11 protein-coding genes are annotated in these 14,636 nt (G+C 59.7%); 7 read left to right on the forward strand and 4 right to left on the reverse strand.

All coding sequences use genetic code 11. The annotated features are described in order from the left end of the window. The gene (locus NQF87_RS01015; RefSeq protein WP_266126571.1) at positions 1-798 is read left to right on the forward strand and encodes an ABC transporter ATP-binding protein; all 798 of its coding nucleotides are present in this window, start codon (positions 1-3) and stop codon (positions 796-798) included. Positions 799-864: 66 nt separating this feature from the next. Here NQF87_RS01015 and hemF read toward each other — a convergent pair whose 3' ends face one another. Next, positions 865-1,770: an oxygen-dependent coproporphyrinogen oxidase gene (gene hemF, locus NQF87_RS01020; RefSeq protein WP_266126572.1), complete on the reverse strand. Its 906-nt coding sequence runs from the start codon at positions 1,768-1,770 to the stop codon at positions 865-867. A gap of 262 nt (positions 1,771-2,032) precedes the next feature. Between hemF and NQF87_RS01025 the strand changes: the two genes are divergently transcribed. Continuing rightward, positions 2,033-2,932 (forward strand): S-methyl-5'-thioadenosine phosphorylase, encoded by a 900-nt coding sequence (locus NQF87_RS01025; RefSeq protein ID WP_266126573.1) that lies wholly within the window; start codon positions 2,033-2,035, stop codon positions 2,930-2,932. Positions 2,933-3,009: 77 nt separating this feature from the next. Here NQF87_RS01025 and NQF87_RS01030 read toward each other — a convergent pair whose 3' ends face one another. Then, a complete protein-coding gene (locus NQF87_RS01030) occupies positions 3,010-3,858 on the reverse strand; it encodes an SDR family oxidoreductase (protein ID WP_266126574.1) in 849 nt (282 codons plus the stop codon). 260 nt (positions 3,859-4,118) lie between these two features. Between NQF87_RS01030 and groES the strand changes: the two genes are divergently transcribed. Further along, positions 4,119-4,409: a co-chaperone GroES gene (groES, locus tag NQF87_RS01035; protein WP_043560528.1), complete on the forward strand. Its 291-nt coding sequence runs from the start codon at positions 4,119-4,121 to the stop codon at positions 4,407-4,409. Between the two features lie 47 nt (positions 4,410-4,456). Further along, positions 4,457-6,118 (forward strand): chaperonin GroEL, encoded by a 1,662-nt coding sequence (groL, locus tag NQF87_RS01040; RefSeq protein ID WP_043560525.1) that lies wholly within the window; start codon positions 4,457-4,459, stop codon positions 6,116-6,118. A gap of 106 nt (positions 6,119-6,224) precedes the next feature. On the opposite strand, the gene NQF87_RS01045 is transcribed toward groL, so the two are convergent. Next, positions 6,225-9,215, reverse strand: a complete 2,991-nt coding sequence (locus tag NQF87_RS01045) for an ATP-dependent DNA helicase (RefSeq protein WP_266126575.1) — start codon at positions 9,213-9,215, stop codon at positions 6,225-6,227. A gap of 106 nt (positions 9,216-9,321) precedes the next feature. Between NQF87_RS01045 and NQF87_RS01050 the strand changes: the two genes are divergently transcribed. Next, a complete protein-coding gene (locus NQF87_RS01050; protein ID WP_266126576.1) occupies positions 9,322-10,950 on the forward strand; it encodes a lysine--tRNA ligase in 1,629 nt (542 codons plus the stop codon). A gap of 3 nt (positions 10,951-10,953) precedes the next feature. Further along, entirely contained in the window at positions 10,954-12,975 is a 2,022-nt protein-coding gene (locus NQF87_RS01055; RefSeq protein ID WP_266126577.1) for a lysylphosphatidylglycerol synthase domain-containing protein, read from the forward strand. On the opposite strand, the gene NQF87_RS01060 is transcribed toward NQF87_RS01055, so the two are convergent. Beyond that, positions 12,972-13,550 (reverse strand): 2'-5' RNA ligase family protein, encoded by a 579-nt coding sequence (locus tag NQF87_RS01060; RefSeq protein WP_266126578.1) that lies wholly within the window; start codon positions 13,548-13,550, stop codon positions 12,972-12,974. The genes NQF87_RS01055 and NQF87_RS01060 overlap by 4 nt on opposite strands. A gap of 157 nt (positions 13,551-13,707) precedes the next feature. Between NQF87_RS01060 and NQF87_RS01065 the strand changes: the two genes are divergently transcribed. Beyond that, positions 13,708-14,472 carry a Bax inhibitor-1/YccA family protein gene (locus NQF87_RS01065; RefSeq protein ID WP_266126579.1) on the forward strand — a complete coding sequence of 255 codons (765 nt, stop codon included), beginning with the start codon at positions 13,708-13,710 and terminating at the stop codon, positions 14,470-14,472. The last annotated feature ends 164 nt before the right edge of the window (positions 14,473-14,636 follow it).

Consider the following 14,636-nt stretch of genomic DNA (forward strand, 5'->3'; position numbering starts at 1 on the left):
ATGGAGGAGTGTCAGACGAATCAGCTTGAGGTCAATGGTCTCAGTGTTCATTACGGGCGGCGGAAGGTTCTGCATGACATGACGCTTGCGCCCATGCGGGCGGGGCGTGTGACGGCCCTTCTGGGGCCGAACGGGTCGGGCAAGTCGACTTTCATGCGTGGGGTGGCCGGGCTGACCCGTGCGGAGGGGCGCATCTGCCTTGCAGGGCAGGACCTTGCAAAGCTGGGTGTAGGAGAGCGGGCCAGGCTGGCAGCCTATCTGCCCCAGAGCCTTCCCCCTGCCGTGCATCTTCAGGTGATCGAGGCCGTGATGGTGGCCCGCCGTGCCGGAGAAGCTGTGTCCGCCGAAATGGCCCTGCGGGAAAGCACGGATGTTCTGGAAGAGCTGGGGATCGGCAAGCTGGCCCTTCGCTACATGGATGAGCTTTCCGGTGGGCAGAGGCAGATGGTGGGGCTGGCGCAGGCACTGGTGCGCCGTCCGGCCATGCTGCTGCTGGATGAGCCGCTGAGTGCGCTGGATTTACGCTATCAGTTTGCCGTCATGGATGTTGTCCGCCGTGAGACACGCAAGCGCAACATCGTGACGCTGCTGGTCGTGCATGACCTGAACATTGCCCTGCAGCGGGCGCATGATGTCGTCTATATGCGGGATGGTCAGCTTGTGGCGCAGGGGGGCGTCATGGCCGTGACGACACCCGAGGTCTTGGGGAAGGTCTATGGTGTCCAGACCCGCCTTGAGGTCTGCCCCCGTGGTCTGCCTCATGTGCTGGTGGATGGCATCATCGAGGAAAATGAGTGAGGCGGTCATTTTCCCATCCCAGGAATAAAAAAGGCGGGGTCATCATGCCCCGCCTTTTTTGTGAGGTTACGGCCAGATGACTTCCGGTGGCATGGACATCAGGATGGCCTCCGTGTTGCCGCCCGTTTTCAGGCCGAACAGGGTGCCCCGGTCATAGAGGAGATTGAACTCCACATAGCGTCCCCGCCGCTGGAGCTGGGCCAGCCGGTCTTCATCCGTCCATGGGGTGAACATCCGCTTGCGGACGATGCCTGCATAGCTGTTCAGGAAGGCTTCCCCCACATCACGGGTGAAGGCGAAGTCATTGGCGAGGTTCTGGCTGTCCAGCCAGTCATAGAAGATGCCGCCCAGCCCACGGGGTTCATTGCGGTGCTTCAGGAAGAAATACTCGTCACACCATTTCTTGAAGCGGGGGTAGTAATTCGGGTCGTGCCTGTCACAGGCTTCCTGAAAGGCCCGGTGGAACTCGGCGGCGTCTTCACGGGCTTCCGCACTGTTCGGGAACATGGGAGTGATGTCGCCACCACCGCCAAACCAGCCCTTGGAGGTGATGATCATGCGGGTGTTGAAGTGCGCCGCACTGACATGCGGGTTGCAGGGATGGGCCACCAGCGAGATGCCCGTGGCGAAGAAGCGGGGGTCTTCTTCCGCGCCGGGAATGGTCTTGCGGAACTCTGGTGAGAATTCACCCCAGACCGTGGAAACGTTCACGCCCACTTTCTCGAAGACACGCCCTTTCAGGATGGACATGACGCCACCGCCGCCTTCAGGCCGGTCCCATGATGTCCGCTGGAACCGCCCCGGCTGTTCATGGCCTTTCAGGACAGGACCATTCTCGCTGGCAGCTTCGTCTTCCAGAGCCGCATAGGCAGCGCATATCCTGTCCCGCAGGCTTTCGAACCAGTTCCGGGCCTCGTCTGTCAGACCGGCATGGGGGAGGTCAGGCAGGGCGAACGGTGTTGAGGACGGCATGGGCATCTCCTGATCTGTGAAGGCGGAAACGGATACGGTGTCACTCTGACATGAAACACGATCGTTCATAGGCGAAAAGCGTCCGTCTGGCTTACTGACTTTTCCTGATGTTGTAAAAAGGGCGGACAGGCCAGCCTCTTGATTTTTGGGTTGGTCTTCTGAAACACTCTCCGCTATCTGATGAAAGACTGCCAGAAGGGTTATGCGGGATTGTGTGGCCTGCGGGCGGCGACCGGGCCAGGGCAGGATGAAGTGAGGATTTATGGTTGCAGACAAGATGATTGAGCCTGTCATTGGTGTTATCGGGGGTTCCGGTCTTTACGAGATTGACGGGCTGGAAAACCGTGAATGGCGGCGTTGTGAATCCCCCTGGGGGTCTCCATCTGACGAGTTGCTGTTCGGCACGCTGGATGGTGTGAAGTGCGTGTTCCTGCCCCGTCATGGCCGTGGGCACCCCATTCCGCCTTCCCGCCTGAATTACCGTGCGAACATTGATGCGCTCAAGCGTGCCGGTGTGACGGACATCATTTCTCTCTCTGCCGTGGGGTCCCTGAAGGAAGAACTGGCACCGGGCCATTTCGTTCTGGTGGATCAGTTCATTGACCTGACACAGGGCCGTCCCCGGACCTTCTTTGAGGAAGGCTGCGTGGCTCATGTCAGCATGGGCGAGCCGGTTTCTGCCCGCATGGCCAGCACACTGGCGGATGAGGCCGAGAAGCTGGGCATCACCGTGGCACGGGGCGGCAGCTATGTCGTGATCGAAGGGCCGCAGTTCTCTACTCGTGCGGAAAGTGAGCTGTATCGCTCATGGGGTGCGTCCGTCATCGGCATGACGAACATGCCGGAAGCCCGTCTGGCTCGTGAAGCCGAGATGAACTACGCCACGGTCGCGATGGTGACGGATTATGACTGCTGGCATGAAGAGCATGAGCATGTCACGGTGGAAGCCGTGGTCCGTACCATGAAGAGCAATTCCAAACATGCACGGGAGCTTGTCCGCCGGGCCATTCCAGCTCTTGGCAGGACACGCCCTCTCTGCACGGGGCCGGGTGCCGCCGAGCGCGCGCTGGACAATGCCATCATCACCCCGCCGGAAGCCCGGGACTTCTCCGTTCTGGCCCGTCTGGATGCCGTGGCAGGGCGTGTGCTGTTCAGCAGCTGAAGAGAGAGCCTGACGGTTCCCTGATAAAGGCCTCCCTGCCATCCGGCGGGGAGGCCTTTTCTGTAAGCCGGTCTATTTTAGAAGCCGTGAAGCAGGCCTCCATCAACCGGGATGCAGGTGTCTGTGATGTAGGCGGCGAGGGGGCTGGCCAGAAAAGCGGTCATATGGCCCAGCTCTTCTGGCTGGCCGTAGCGGCCGACCGGGACGTTGTCTTCTTTTTGCCTGCGGAATTCCTCCAGAGGGATTCCGGCCTTTTCGGTCCGTATCCTGTTCAGGGAGGCGATGCGGTCCGTTTCAAACCGGCCGGGCAGGAGCGTGTTGACGGTCACGCCATCACGGGCGACCTCTCTGGCGAGGGTCTTGCCCCAGCTCGCCAGTGCCGAACGCAATGCACTGGAGAGAACAAGGTTGGGAATGGGTTCTGCCACGCTGGTGGATGATACCATGATGACCCGGCCAAACTGCCGTTGTCTCATGCCGGGCAGATACTGGCTGACGAGCTGCATGGTGGGGAGGAGCATCGTGGTGGCTTCTTTCTGCCAGAGGGCCGGATCGCAGATCGTGGCTGGCCCCAGAGGCGGTCCACCACCATTGCCGATGATGATGTCGGTTTCCGGCAGGCTGTCTCGTAATGTGGTCAGGCAGGACTGGACACTGTCAGGGTTCGAGAAATCCACGACGTGCCAGAGCGGTGTGATGCCGGTATCCGAGGCCAGTGCCCTAGCGGCCTGTCGCAGTGTGTCTTCAGTACGGGCCAGCAGGCAGGGCTGGACACCTTCCCGTGCCAGAGCACGGGCAATGCCCAGCCCAAGCCCCTGACTCCCGCCCATGACGATGGCTGAACGCCCTTGCAGATGCAGTTCCATGCCGAAATCCTTCACCTCTGTCTGATGCCCCGTCATGGGGCTGACAGGGACAGGATTCACCTTTCATGAGGGGCGGGCAAGGGCGGAAACGGGAGGAGTATACATGATAAGAATTGTCTGTTGTTGCATGGTAACTGAAAAGCAATAACGATCAAAAAATCCTGCTGCCTTCAGGGGGGTCCTTCTTGACGCTGCATGGGGCCATCACTATCTCTCACTCGCCCCGTTAGATCGGGGAGTTTACTGGTGCGCTGCTAGAATGAGCGCAATAACCCGGCTGCGCTGCTTTGAAGAAGGGCCAGCCTAAAATGGAGTGATCCATGACGAAGTTTCGTCCCCTTCACGACCGTGTAGTGGTCCGCCGTCTGGACGGTGAAGAAAAAACCGCCGGTGGCATCATCATTCCTGAGACAGCCAAGGAAAAGCCGATGGAAGGCGAAGTTCTGGCTGTTGGTTCCGGTGCCCGCAATGAGCAGGGTCAGGTCGTGCCGCTGGATGTCAAGGCTGGCGACCGTGTCCTGTTCGGCAAATGGTCCGGTACCGAGGTGAAGATTGGCGGTGAAGACCTGCTGATCATGAAAGAGAGCGACATTCTGGGGATCGTTGGCTGAAGCCACGTTCCGGAACTCTCTGACCATCTTTAAAGGAATTAGGTATAATGGCTGCTAAAGACGTAAAATTTGGTGCTGATGCCCGTGAGCGCATGCTCCGTGGTGTTGATATTCTTGCCAATGCCGTGAAGGTGACACTCGGTCCGAAGGGCCGCAATGTCGTTCTGGACAAGAGCTACGGTGCTCCCCGCATCACCAAGGACGGCGTTTCCGTCGCCAAGGAAATCGAGCTGGCCGACAAGTTCGAGAACATGGGCGCACAGATGGTGCGTGAAGTGTCCTCCAAGACCAACGATGTGGCTGGTGATGGCACCACGACTGCTACCGTTCTGGCTCAGGCCATCATCCGTGAGGGTGCCAAGGCTGTTGCCGCTGGCATGAACCCGATGGATCTGAAGCGTGGCATCGACAAGGCTGTTCTGCGTGTCGTGGAAGAGCTGAAGACCCGCACGAAGAAGATTTCTTCCCAGGACGAGATTTCTCAAGTCGGTACGATCTCTGCCAACGGTGAGTCCGAAGTTGGCAAGATGATCTCCGAAGCCATGGAGAAGGTCGGCCATGAGGGCGTCATCACGGTGGAAGAGGCCAAGGGCCTGCACACCGAGCTGGATGTCGTGGAAGGCATGCAGTTTGACCGTGGTTACATCTCCCCGTACTTCGTGACGAACACGGAGAAGATGACGGCTGATCTGGAAAACCCCTACATCCTGATCCACGAGAAGAAGATTTCTTCTCTCCAGCCGATGCTGCCGCTGCTGGAAAGCGTCGTGCAGTCCGGTCGTCCGCTGCTGATTATCGCCGAGGAAGTCGATGGTGAGGCTCTGGCCACACTGGTCGTCAACAAGCTGCGTGGTGGCCTGAAGATCGCTGCCGTGAAGGCTCCGGGCTTCGGTGACCGTCGCAAGGCCATGCTGGAAGACATCGCCATCGTGACCGGCGGTCAGGTTGTGTCCGAAGATATCGGCATCAAGCTGGAATCCGTCACGCTCGACATGCTTGGCACGGCCAAGAAGGTGCATATCGATAAAGAGAACACCACCATCGTTGAAGGTGCCGGTGCCGCTGAGGGCATCAAGGGCCGTTGCGCCCAGATCCGCTCCCAGATTGAAGCCACGACATCTGACTACGACCGTGAGAAGCTCCAGGAACGTCTGGCCAAGCTGGCCGGTGGCGTTGCCGTGATCCGCGTCGGTGGCAGCACTGAGGTTGAGGTGAAGGAGCGTAAGGATCGCGTTGATGACGCCCTGCACGCAACTCGCGCCGCTGTTGAGGAAGGTATCGTCCCGGGTGGTGGTACGGCTCTGGCCCGTGCAAGCCTGCTGTTCGATGACCTGACCTTCGAGAATGATGACCAGCGTGCTGGTGCCCAGATCGTCCGCAAGGCCCTTCAGGCTCCGCTGCGTCAGATCGCCCACAATGCTGGTGAAGATGGTGCCGTGATTGCTGGCAAGGTGCTGGAACTGAGCAACTACAACGAAGGCTTTGACGCCCAGAAGGGTGAGTACAAGGACCTCGTGGCTGCCGGTATTATCGACCCGACAAAGGTCGTCCGTACGGCTCTTCAGGATGCAGCCTCTGTTGCTGGCCTGCTGATCACCACCGAAGCCATGGTTGCCGAGCGTCCGGAGAAGAAGTCCGACGATGCTGCTGGTGCCGGTATGGGTGGCATGGGCGGAATGGGTGGCATGGGAGGTATGGGCGGCTTCTGATCGCTCATTCTTCCCCATCTCGGTTGCTCTGGCCGGGATGGCCTCCTGTTACGACAGGTCAGAAGAAAAGCCTCGCTCTTTCGGGAGCGGGGCTTTTTTTAATGGATTATCGGTTCAGGAAGGTGTCAATGTCTTCCAGAGCCTCATTCAGCGGTAATCGCTGGATCGGCACGCCGTTCGGGAAGGCCGAGAGCAGGCGGGAGGGCATACGGCTGTCCAGAATGATGAACACGCCCCGGTCATCAGCACGGCGGATGAGCCGTCCGAAGGCCTGTTGCAGGCGCATCCGGGTGATGAGGTCGTCATAATCCCCCGGTCTGCCACCAGAGAGATGGCGGCGGCGTTCCCGGTGGAGGATGTCGGGCCGGGGCCAGGGGGTGCGCTCCACCACCACCATGCGGAGGGCATCACCGGGTACATCCACACCATCCCGCATGGCGTCCGTTCCCAGCAGGCAGCTGTTGGTTTCGGTACGGAAAACGTCCACCAGAGTGGCGTTGTTCATGGCGTCAACATGCTGGGCATAAAGGGGAATGTGTTTCATCCCCAGTTTCTCGTGAATGCGGCGATGAACTTCTTTCAGGCGGCGGATGGCCGTGAACAGCCCCAGGGCACCCCCATTGGCAATCTCGAACAGGGCCTGAAAGGCCTGTGCCTGCGTTGCAGGGTCTCTGGAAACATCCGTGATGATGTAAGCCCGTGTCTGGTGAGCATAATCAAAAGGACTCATCAGGGCGGCCCGCATGGGGGGATTGAGAAAATGTGCCGTACCCAGACGCCGTTCCGCCTTGTCCCATCCGGTTTCCCCGTCTTCTTCCGGGCTGCGGTCCCGCAATGTGGCCGAGGTGATGAGCAGCCCGTGTGTGGTGCTCTGTAACGTGCTGGCGAAGGGAATGGTCGGGTCCAGCCAGTGGCGGTTCAGGGCAATGTCATGCCCTGCCTGAAGAATCCGTGTGGCGGGCAGGGGTTCACGCTGGATGAAGTCCACATAGGTGGGCAGGCCCCGTTGCGTGACGGGCTGCTCCATGATGGCCCGCACCATGCTGATCCAGCCCTGAAGGCGGGACAGGGCACGGCGGTAGAGGCTGCGGATGGTGCCTTCCAGCCGCTGCTGGAAACTGGTGTCCGGGTCCTCTTCCTGATTTTCCAGAGCGTCCTGAAGGTGCCTGATGATCCGGTCCAGCGGGGTCATGATGTCCTGAAGGGCCGTGAGGAGGGCTTCGGCCCGGTCCCGCAGGGGGGCGGGGATGGGGTGCAGATCACATTCCTGCCGGGCGTAATGGCCCTGCTCACCCCGTGTCTGCATCTGTATTTCTGTCATGCGGGCATCAAGATGCATGTCCAGCATCTGAAGGAAGTCTTCAGCAGGCTGGGAGGGCGGTGTTTCTTCCACGATGTCGGGTGAGACGATGTCTTCATCATCGTCATCAGGACGGGAATGGGGCGTGTCTTCTTCCGGCCGGGCTGTTTCCACGGGCTGAGGAGACAGGCGGGCCTGCCGGGCCTCATGCAGGCGACCGCTCCAGCCGGGGCGTGGCAGCCCCTTCTGTGTGGCGTAGACAAGCTCCTGAAGCATGTCCTTGAGGGATGGAAGGCGGTCCATCAGGTCTTCCATGCGACGCATCAGCCCGCGGGCACGGGAGCGTCCTCCTTCCGCTCCCAGTATCCAGCGGCGCAGATCGGCGGCTTCCAGACCGGAAAAGACCAGGGAGAAGGCACTGTCGGCCGCATCCGGGATGTGATGCCCTTCATCAAAGACATAGCGGGTGGGGACGCCATGTTCATCAGCCAGATTGCCGGGGGCAAGTTCCTGCGGCAGCATGGCATTCCACGCCGCCTGTGACAGGACGAGTGCATGGTTGGCAATGACGAACTGGGCGTGCTGGGCGCGGCGTATGCCATGTTCGATGAAGCAGCTCTGGTAATGAGGGCAGGCGGAATGGATGCATTCACCCCGCCGGTCGGCAATCATGTTCAGCAGCCCCGGCTGGAAAAGGTCTCCGAACCAGCCGGGAAGATCACCCCCCATCAGGTCGCCATCTCCCGTAGCCTCGGCCCAGAGGGCCAGAAAGACCAGCGGGATGAGGCCATGCTGTCCCTGTGGCGGGCGGTTGAGCAGGGTGGTGGTAACATCTTCCAGATTCAGCAGGCAGAGATAATTCTCCCGCCCCTTGCGGATGACGGCCAGTTCGTGCCGTTTTGTCGGGTCGGGGTAAAGGCGGGTCAGTTCCTGTTCGATCTGCAGTTGCAGATGGCGTGTATAGGTGCTGACCCAGACGGCTCCGTCATTCTTTTCGGCCCAGAGGCTGGCCGGGGCGATGTAGCCCATCGTCTTGCCGGTGCCCGTGCCTGCCTCGGCCAGCATGATGTTGGGTGCATTGGCGACATCACGGGGCGTGAAGGCATAGCTGGCGGCAGAGGCAAAATCGGCCTGACCGGGACGGGGTTCCGCATCCCTGCCCAGCAGGGCGGAGAGACGCCTCCGGGCTTCCTGCTGGCTGACAGGATGACTGCCTGCTGCGGGGCGGGGGGCACGGTCTTCCCACAGGGGCAGGCGTTTCCATATCTTCAGGGCGTCTACTTCTCTGGCCCGGCTGGGCTGCCCGGTATTTTCCAAGGGGGGAAGGGCGTCCCTGACAATGTCATGCCAGCTCCATCCGGCCTGCCGTAATGTGGGCAGAAGAAGATGGAGCGTGGCGATTTTCTGGGGAGACTGTTTCGCCAGTTCGTCCAGAAGATGCTGGGCGATTTCATAGAGGCTGTCGGCATGGAGGGGGGTGGTGTCATCCGGGCTGATGAGGTTCAGCTCAAGGGCAAGACCACGGGCGGTCGGGGTGACATTGCGGGCCGGATGGACGAGCAGGAAGAGTTCCAGAAGGTCCAGCCAGGGGGCGGGAGGCGGCTCCGGGGGGAGATCCAGGAGGCGGAGCGTGGCCGGTCCATGAATGAGCAGTGGTGGCGGAAGCTGGCGGAGCGTGTTCCGTACCTCGGAAAGGGGAATGTCCAGCACTTCACCGTCGGGGGTGACGAGAGAAGACAGGCCGTGCCGTGCGATCAGGGCCGGGGCATCAAAGATGGAACGGAACAGGCTGGACATCTCCCTCCTCATACACGGGAAGTCCCGTCCCTGCGAGGAGAAAGCGGTGTCTCCGGTTGCTGAATACTTGACCGGATGAAAGAGGGTTCATAATTAACGTGGTCTTATGCAGAAAAAAACGCCTTCTTCTCAGAATGATTCGTCCTTCCCCAAGCTCTGGCCGTTTGAGGAAGCCCGTAAACTGGCGGCCCGCGTGGCAGACAGGGACCCCAGCAAACCGGTTCTGATGGAGACAGGCTATGGCCCTTCCGGCCTGCCGCATATCGGCACGTTTGGTGAGGTCGCCCGGACGACATGGGTCCGGCAGGCATTTGAGGAGCTGACAGGCCGAAAGACACGTCTTCTGGCCTTTTCTGATGACATGGATGCCCTGCGCAAGGTGCCGGGGAATGTGCCGCAGCAGGAGATGCTGACGGAGCATCTTGGCCTGCCGCTCTCCCGTATTCCTGATCCGTTCGGCACGCATGAGAGCTTTGCGGCTCACAACAACGCCCGCCTGCGGCAGTTTCTGGATGCCTTCGGTTTTGATTACGAATTTGCGTCTGCCACCGATTATTATACGTCCGGCATTTTCGATGCGGCCCTGAAGCGTGTTCTGGAAGAACATGACCGCATCATCGAGGTGATTGCCCCCACGCTGGGCAAGGAACGCCGTGCGACCTATTCCCCCGTGCTGCCCATCCATCCCGAGACGGGCCGTGTCATGCAGGTGCCCATCATCAGCGTGAACCCGGATGCCGGGACGGTCGTCTGGAAGGACGAAGAAGGCAGGAGCTTCGAGACCTCCGTCTATGGCGGTCAGGCCAAGATGCAGTGGAAGGCTGACTGGGCCATGCGCTGGTATGCTCTGGGTGTCGATTATGAGATGTCTGGCAAGGACCTCATCGACAGCGTGAAGCTGTCTTCCAGAATATGCCGCATCCTCGGCAATGAACCACCGCTGAACCTGACCTATGAGCTGTTCCTTGATGCCAATGGCCAGAAGATCAGCAAGTCCAAGGGGAATGGTCTTTCCGTGGAGGAATGGCTGCGTTACGGCCCTGCGGAGAGTCTGGCGCATTACATGTTCCAGCAGCCGACCCGGGCCAAGCGGCTCTATACGGACATGATCCCCAGAGCGACGGACGAGTATCTTGCCCTCGTGCAGAAGGGTGAGCAGCAGAGTGCGGAAGAATTCCTCTCCAACCCGGTATGGTTCATTCATGAGGGGAAACTGCGCCCGCAGGATACTAGCCCGGTTTCCTTCACGGCCCTTCTGAATCTGGCCAGCGTGGCGAATGCCCGTGAGGTGGAAACACTCTGGAAGTTCCTGCGGCGTTATGATTCCAGCCTCTCGCCGGAAACACATCCTTACGTGGCCCGGCTGGTTCAGCACGCTCTGGATTACTTCAATGAGCGTGTCCGCCCGACCAAGGTGTTCCGTGCCCCGACGGAGATGGAACGCAGGGGATTGGAAGACCTTGCTGCCACGCTGAGAACCGTGTCCGAAAATGCCAGCCCGGATGACGTGCAGAATGTCGTCTTCGAGGTTGGCAAGCGTTACTTTGCCAAGCCGGAACTGCGGTCATGGTTCGGGTGCCTGTATGAGGTGCTGCTCGGCCAGAAGGAAGGCCCCCGCTTCGGCATTTTTGCGGCCCTGTTCGGGCTGAAAGAAACCGTTGCCCTCATTGATGAGGCTCTGGCCCGTCCCGTTGAGGCGGCCGACACGGCCGTGGCAGAGGAGAGCAGGGGCTAAGGTATGGCGGATCACTCCGGTGTTCCGTCCGGTGGGGATGCCTCTCCACTGTCCCCGATGAAAGTGCGGCTGCGTCAGCTGCTGACACGCCTTCCTGCACTGGTCGGGCTGGTGCTGCTTGTCTTTGCCGTCTGGGTGATCTGGCGGGAGATACAGCATCTGTCCCTGCAGCAGGTCATGGGCGGGCTTCACGCCATTCCAGCCTCCGCCCTGTGGAAGGGGGCAGGGGCGACCGTGCTGTCCTATGCCATTCTTTCTTTTTATGACGGACTGGCCTGCCGCCATGTGCAGGCTGGTGTCTCATGGGGGCGTTCGGCCTTTGTGGCGTTCTGCTCCTATGTCCTGTCCCATAATCTGGGCTGTGCCGCCATTTCCGGAACTGCCGTGCGGTACAGGCTGTACCGCAACTGGGGCGTGCCGGGGGTGAAGATCGCTTCCATCGTGGCCTTCTGTTCCGTGACCTACTGGCTGGGCATGGTGGGGCTGGTGGGGTTCATCCTGATGACCCAGCCTGCCATCATCCCGTATGTCCGTCAGACGCCGCACTGGATGACGACACTGGGCGGAGGCGGCTGTTTTGTCCTGCTGCTGGCCTATGTGTTGTTCCCCTGCTGGAAGCGGGAGATACGCCTGTACAAGTGGACGCTGACATTCCCCAGCTGGCGGATCGGGCTGGGGCAGATCATCTCCAGCATGGCGGACATGTCCGTCACGGCCCTGATCGCCTGGTGTGTGCTGGATACGTTGCCGAAGGACAGTAGCCTGACATTCGGTGGTTTTCTGGCCATCTATGTCGGGGCCTATACGGCGGGGCTTCTGGCCAATGTTCCGGGTGGTCTGGGTGTGTTTGACAGCACCATGTTGCTGGCTCTTTCGCCGTGGTTCCCGGTACCGCATATCATGGCGGGGATTCTGGTTTTCCGGCTGTTCTACTACATCATTCCCCTGCTGCTGGCAGGGGTGATGTTCGCCGGACATGAGCTGCTGGCCCGTTTTGGCAGGACGGTACAGTACAGCCAGAGTATCCGCTCTTCGGAGGCTGATTTTTCCACGATTGCGGCAACGGGCAGCCAGGCCATGCTGGGTATGGTCATTGTCGTCTATGCGCTTCTGGCGTCGCTACCCCGGTTCCATTCTTTCTGGCAGGGTGTCATTCTTCAGGGGGCCGCACTGCTGCTGACTTTGATTGGCGTGATGCTGGTCGGTCTTTCCTTCGGGCTGATTCAGAGGGTCGTACTGGCGTGGCGGCTGTCCGTAGGGGCACTGTTCGCTACGTTGGTCATACTGGCCGTACGGCAGGCGCATTGGGTGGCGTTTGTCGTGGTGCTGGCCGTGCTGCTGGTGCTCCTGCCGTTCCGCAAGAATTATTACCGGCAGGCTTATTGGCGGGTGGAGCCGTTTTCACCTTTCATTCTGGCTCCGTTCTCGCTCTGGCTGTGCGGGCTGGCAGGTGTCAGCTGGATCGTGAGGCAACGCCATCTGGGGCATGTCTGGTGGCGGTCCCTGATCTATGATGCCCATACGGCAGTCGGGCGGTGGTTTCTGGGAGGGGCGGCACTCTGCTGTGTGCTTGGATGCTGGCTGGCCCTGCGGAGGACACGCATCCACATCAGGCCATGGAACATGGAAGCCCGTGTCCAGTATGGCTGCCTTGAGGAATCCTCTCTGGCTCTGGAGCTGCTCTGCAAAAGCCTGTTCGTTCCTGACGGCATGCTGCCGGATGCGACAGGGAAGGCCGCCTGTGCCGTGGTGCGGCTGGAGCCGTTCCTCCTGTCGGAACCTGTCCTGCTCTGTCTGGGAGGAGCCGTAGGGAGCAGAGGGCGGCGGGCAGGGACCGTATGGCGGCTGCGGGACTATGCCGTGCAGGAAGGATGCCGCCTTGCCGTTCTCCAGTATGGTGCACGGCAGGCGGACATCTATGCATCATTTGGTCTGGGTCTTTTCTCTCTGGATCATGAAGACGGATGGTTTCTCGTCTGTCTCCCGGAAGACTATCAGGCCCTAAAGGTGTTTCTGGGACTTTAAAATTCTGTGCTTTCTTCTTCGGGAAGTGGAGACAGAAGATCGGGGCCAGTCGGGTAGGTTTCGAGAACATGACAGTGCATCTCCCCGCCAGCAGGCAGATGCTCCACCAGACTGATGTGATCGACCATCATTCCGGAACTGTGAAACAGGTTGTGACGCTGTATCCAGGGGATGAGATCGGTTGGTGAGGCTGGTGCGAGGCGGGCGATTGTCAGTTCCGGTACGGGAGGACGGCGGGAGGGAGGAAATCCTGTCCGCCGGAGGGCAGAGATCAGGCGTTTCTGCAGGGCCGTGAGGGGCTGCTGTGGGGTGACCCCGACGGTCAGACGGTCCTCCATCTCGCCCATCTGATGGCTGACCTGATGCAGGGACAGCGTGAACGGTGCCCAGTGAAAATGGGAGAGGGTCAGGTCCAGCTCCTCCATGTCATGACGGCTGGTCATCTGGCCCAGGGCGTGGAGGGGGATCATGCACTGTTCGGCCGGTGTCCAGTGGACGTCGGTCAGGCTGCCCCGCAACAGGCCAAGTTCAGCCTGAATGGTGGGGGAAAGTGTGAGGGCAAGGGAGAGTTTCATGAGGGCCTCCCGGCAGAAGGGAGATTAATGAAAAGAAAGACAGGGGTTTCATGGATACTGTCTTGACTTGGGTGGAAACTACCCCACATTCTGTCCGGACGATAGGGGCAGGCGGGATGTACCTGCTCCTGCATGATGTTTCCGGAACATAGGTGTTATGGCTTTCCATTCCGACTTTGAAGCAACACAGGGCCGTTCAGCGGCGGCATTTGATGCAGGCCTGCGTGCCTACATGCTGCGTGTCTATAACTGGATGGCTCTGGCTCTGGTGCTGACGGGGGCTACGGCTTACGCCGTCGTTCACACGTCCCTCCGTGCGCTGTTCTTTCATGTCGTGCAGCGTGGGGATGCTTTCGTGATCGCTCCGACCGGGCTGGGGATGATTAGCGTTTTTGTGCCTCTGGCTTTCGTGCTGGTGCTGTCCTTTGGTGTGAACCGTCTGTCCCGCTCGACGGCCCAGCTGCTGTTCCTGCTCTTCAGTGTGGCCATGGGTGTCAGCATGGCATCCCTGCTGCTGTTCTATACGGGAGCTTCGGTTGTCCGGACGTTTTTCATTGCCGCTTCCCTTTATGGGTTCATGTCTCTCTGGGGATATGTGACGAACCGTTCCCTGATGGGATTCGGGTCTTTCCTGTCAATGGGACTGATCGGGCTGGTGATTGCGTCTCTGGTCAACATGTTTCTGCCGGCTCATGGCCTGACCGTGCTGATCTCTTTCATTGGAGTTCTGCTTTTCACGGGGCTGACGGCTTATGATACCCAGCGTATCAAATTTTCCTATCAGCAGTATGCAGCTGCCCTTCCGGCTGCGGAGCTGCGGAAAATGGGTGTTTATGATGCCCTGACGATGTATCTGAACTTCGTGAATCTGTTTCAGTTCCTGCTCCAGTTTACGGGAACCAGGTCTGATGGTCGTGACTGATGATGGATGAGTCGGATCATTGCGTATTTGTGAAGGGGGGCCGTAAGGCTCCCTTTTTTGTTGCGATTTTTTGCGATTGAAAGGGAAAAAAGAAATTAAGCGTTACAGTTCTTGTTTTTAATGGTGTTCTGGTGTTCTCTTGGGAATGGCAGATAACCGGTCTT

This window comes from Bombella dulcis, assembly GCF_026385505.1.
In the GTDB taxonomy this organism is placed as follows: Bacteria; Pseudomonadota; Alphaproteobacteria; order Acetobacterales; family Acetobacteraceae; genus Bombella; species Bombella dulcis.

Excerpts from the sequence above, each read along its gene's own strand:
- NQF87_RS01015 (WP_266126571.1), top strand. The coding sequence starts at position 1 with ATGGAGGAGTGTCAGACGAATCAGCTTGAGGTCAATGGTCTCAGTGTT.
- hemF (WP_266126572.1), bottom strand. The coding sequence starts at position 1,770 with ATGCCGTCCTCAACACCGTTCGCCCTGCCTGACCTCCCCCATGCCGGT.
- NQF87_RS01025 (WP_266126573.1), top strand. The coding sequence starts at position 2,033 with ATGGTTGCAGACAAGATGATTGAGCCTGTCATTGGTGTTATCGGGGGT.
- groES (WP_043560528.1), top strand. The coding sequence starts at position 4,119 with ATGACGAAGTTTCGTCCCCTTCACGACCGTGTAGTGGTCCGCCGTCTG.
- groL (WP_043560525.1), top strand. The coding sequence starts at position 4,457 with ATGGCTGCTAAAGACGTAAAATTTGGTGCTGATGCCCGTGAGCGCATG.
- NQF87_RS01045 (WP_266126575.1), bottom strand. The coding sequence starts at position 9,215 with ATGTCCAGCCTGTTCCGTTCCATCTTTGATGCCCCGGCCCTGATCGCA.
- NQF87_RS01050 (WP_266126576.1), top strand. The coding sequence starts at position 9,322 with ATGCAGAAAAAAACGCCTTCTTCTCAGAATGATTCGTCCTTCCCCAAG.
- NQF87_RS01055 (WP_266126577.1), top strand. The coding sequence starts at position 10,954 with ATGGCGGATCACTCCGGTGTTCCGTCCGGTGGGGATGCCTCTCCACTG.
- NQF87_RS01060 (WP_266126578.1), bottom strand. The coding sequence starts at position 13,550 with ATGAAACTCTCCCTTGCCCTCACACTTTCCCCCACCATTCAGGCTGAA.
- NQF87_RS01065 (WP_266126579.1), top strand. The coding sequence starts at position 13,708 with ATGGCTTTCCATTCCGACTTTGAAGCAACACAGGGCCGTTCAGCGGCG.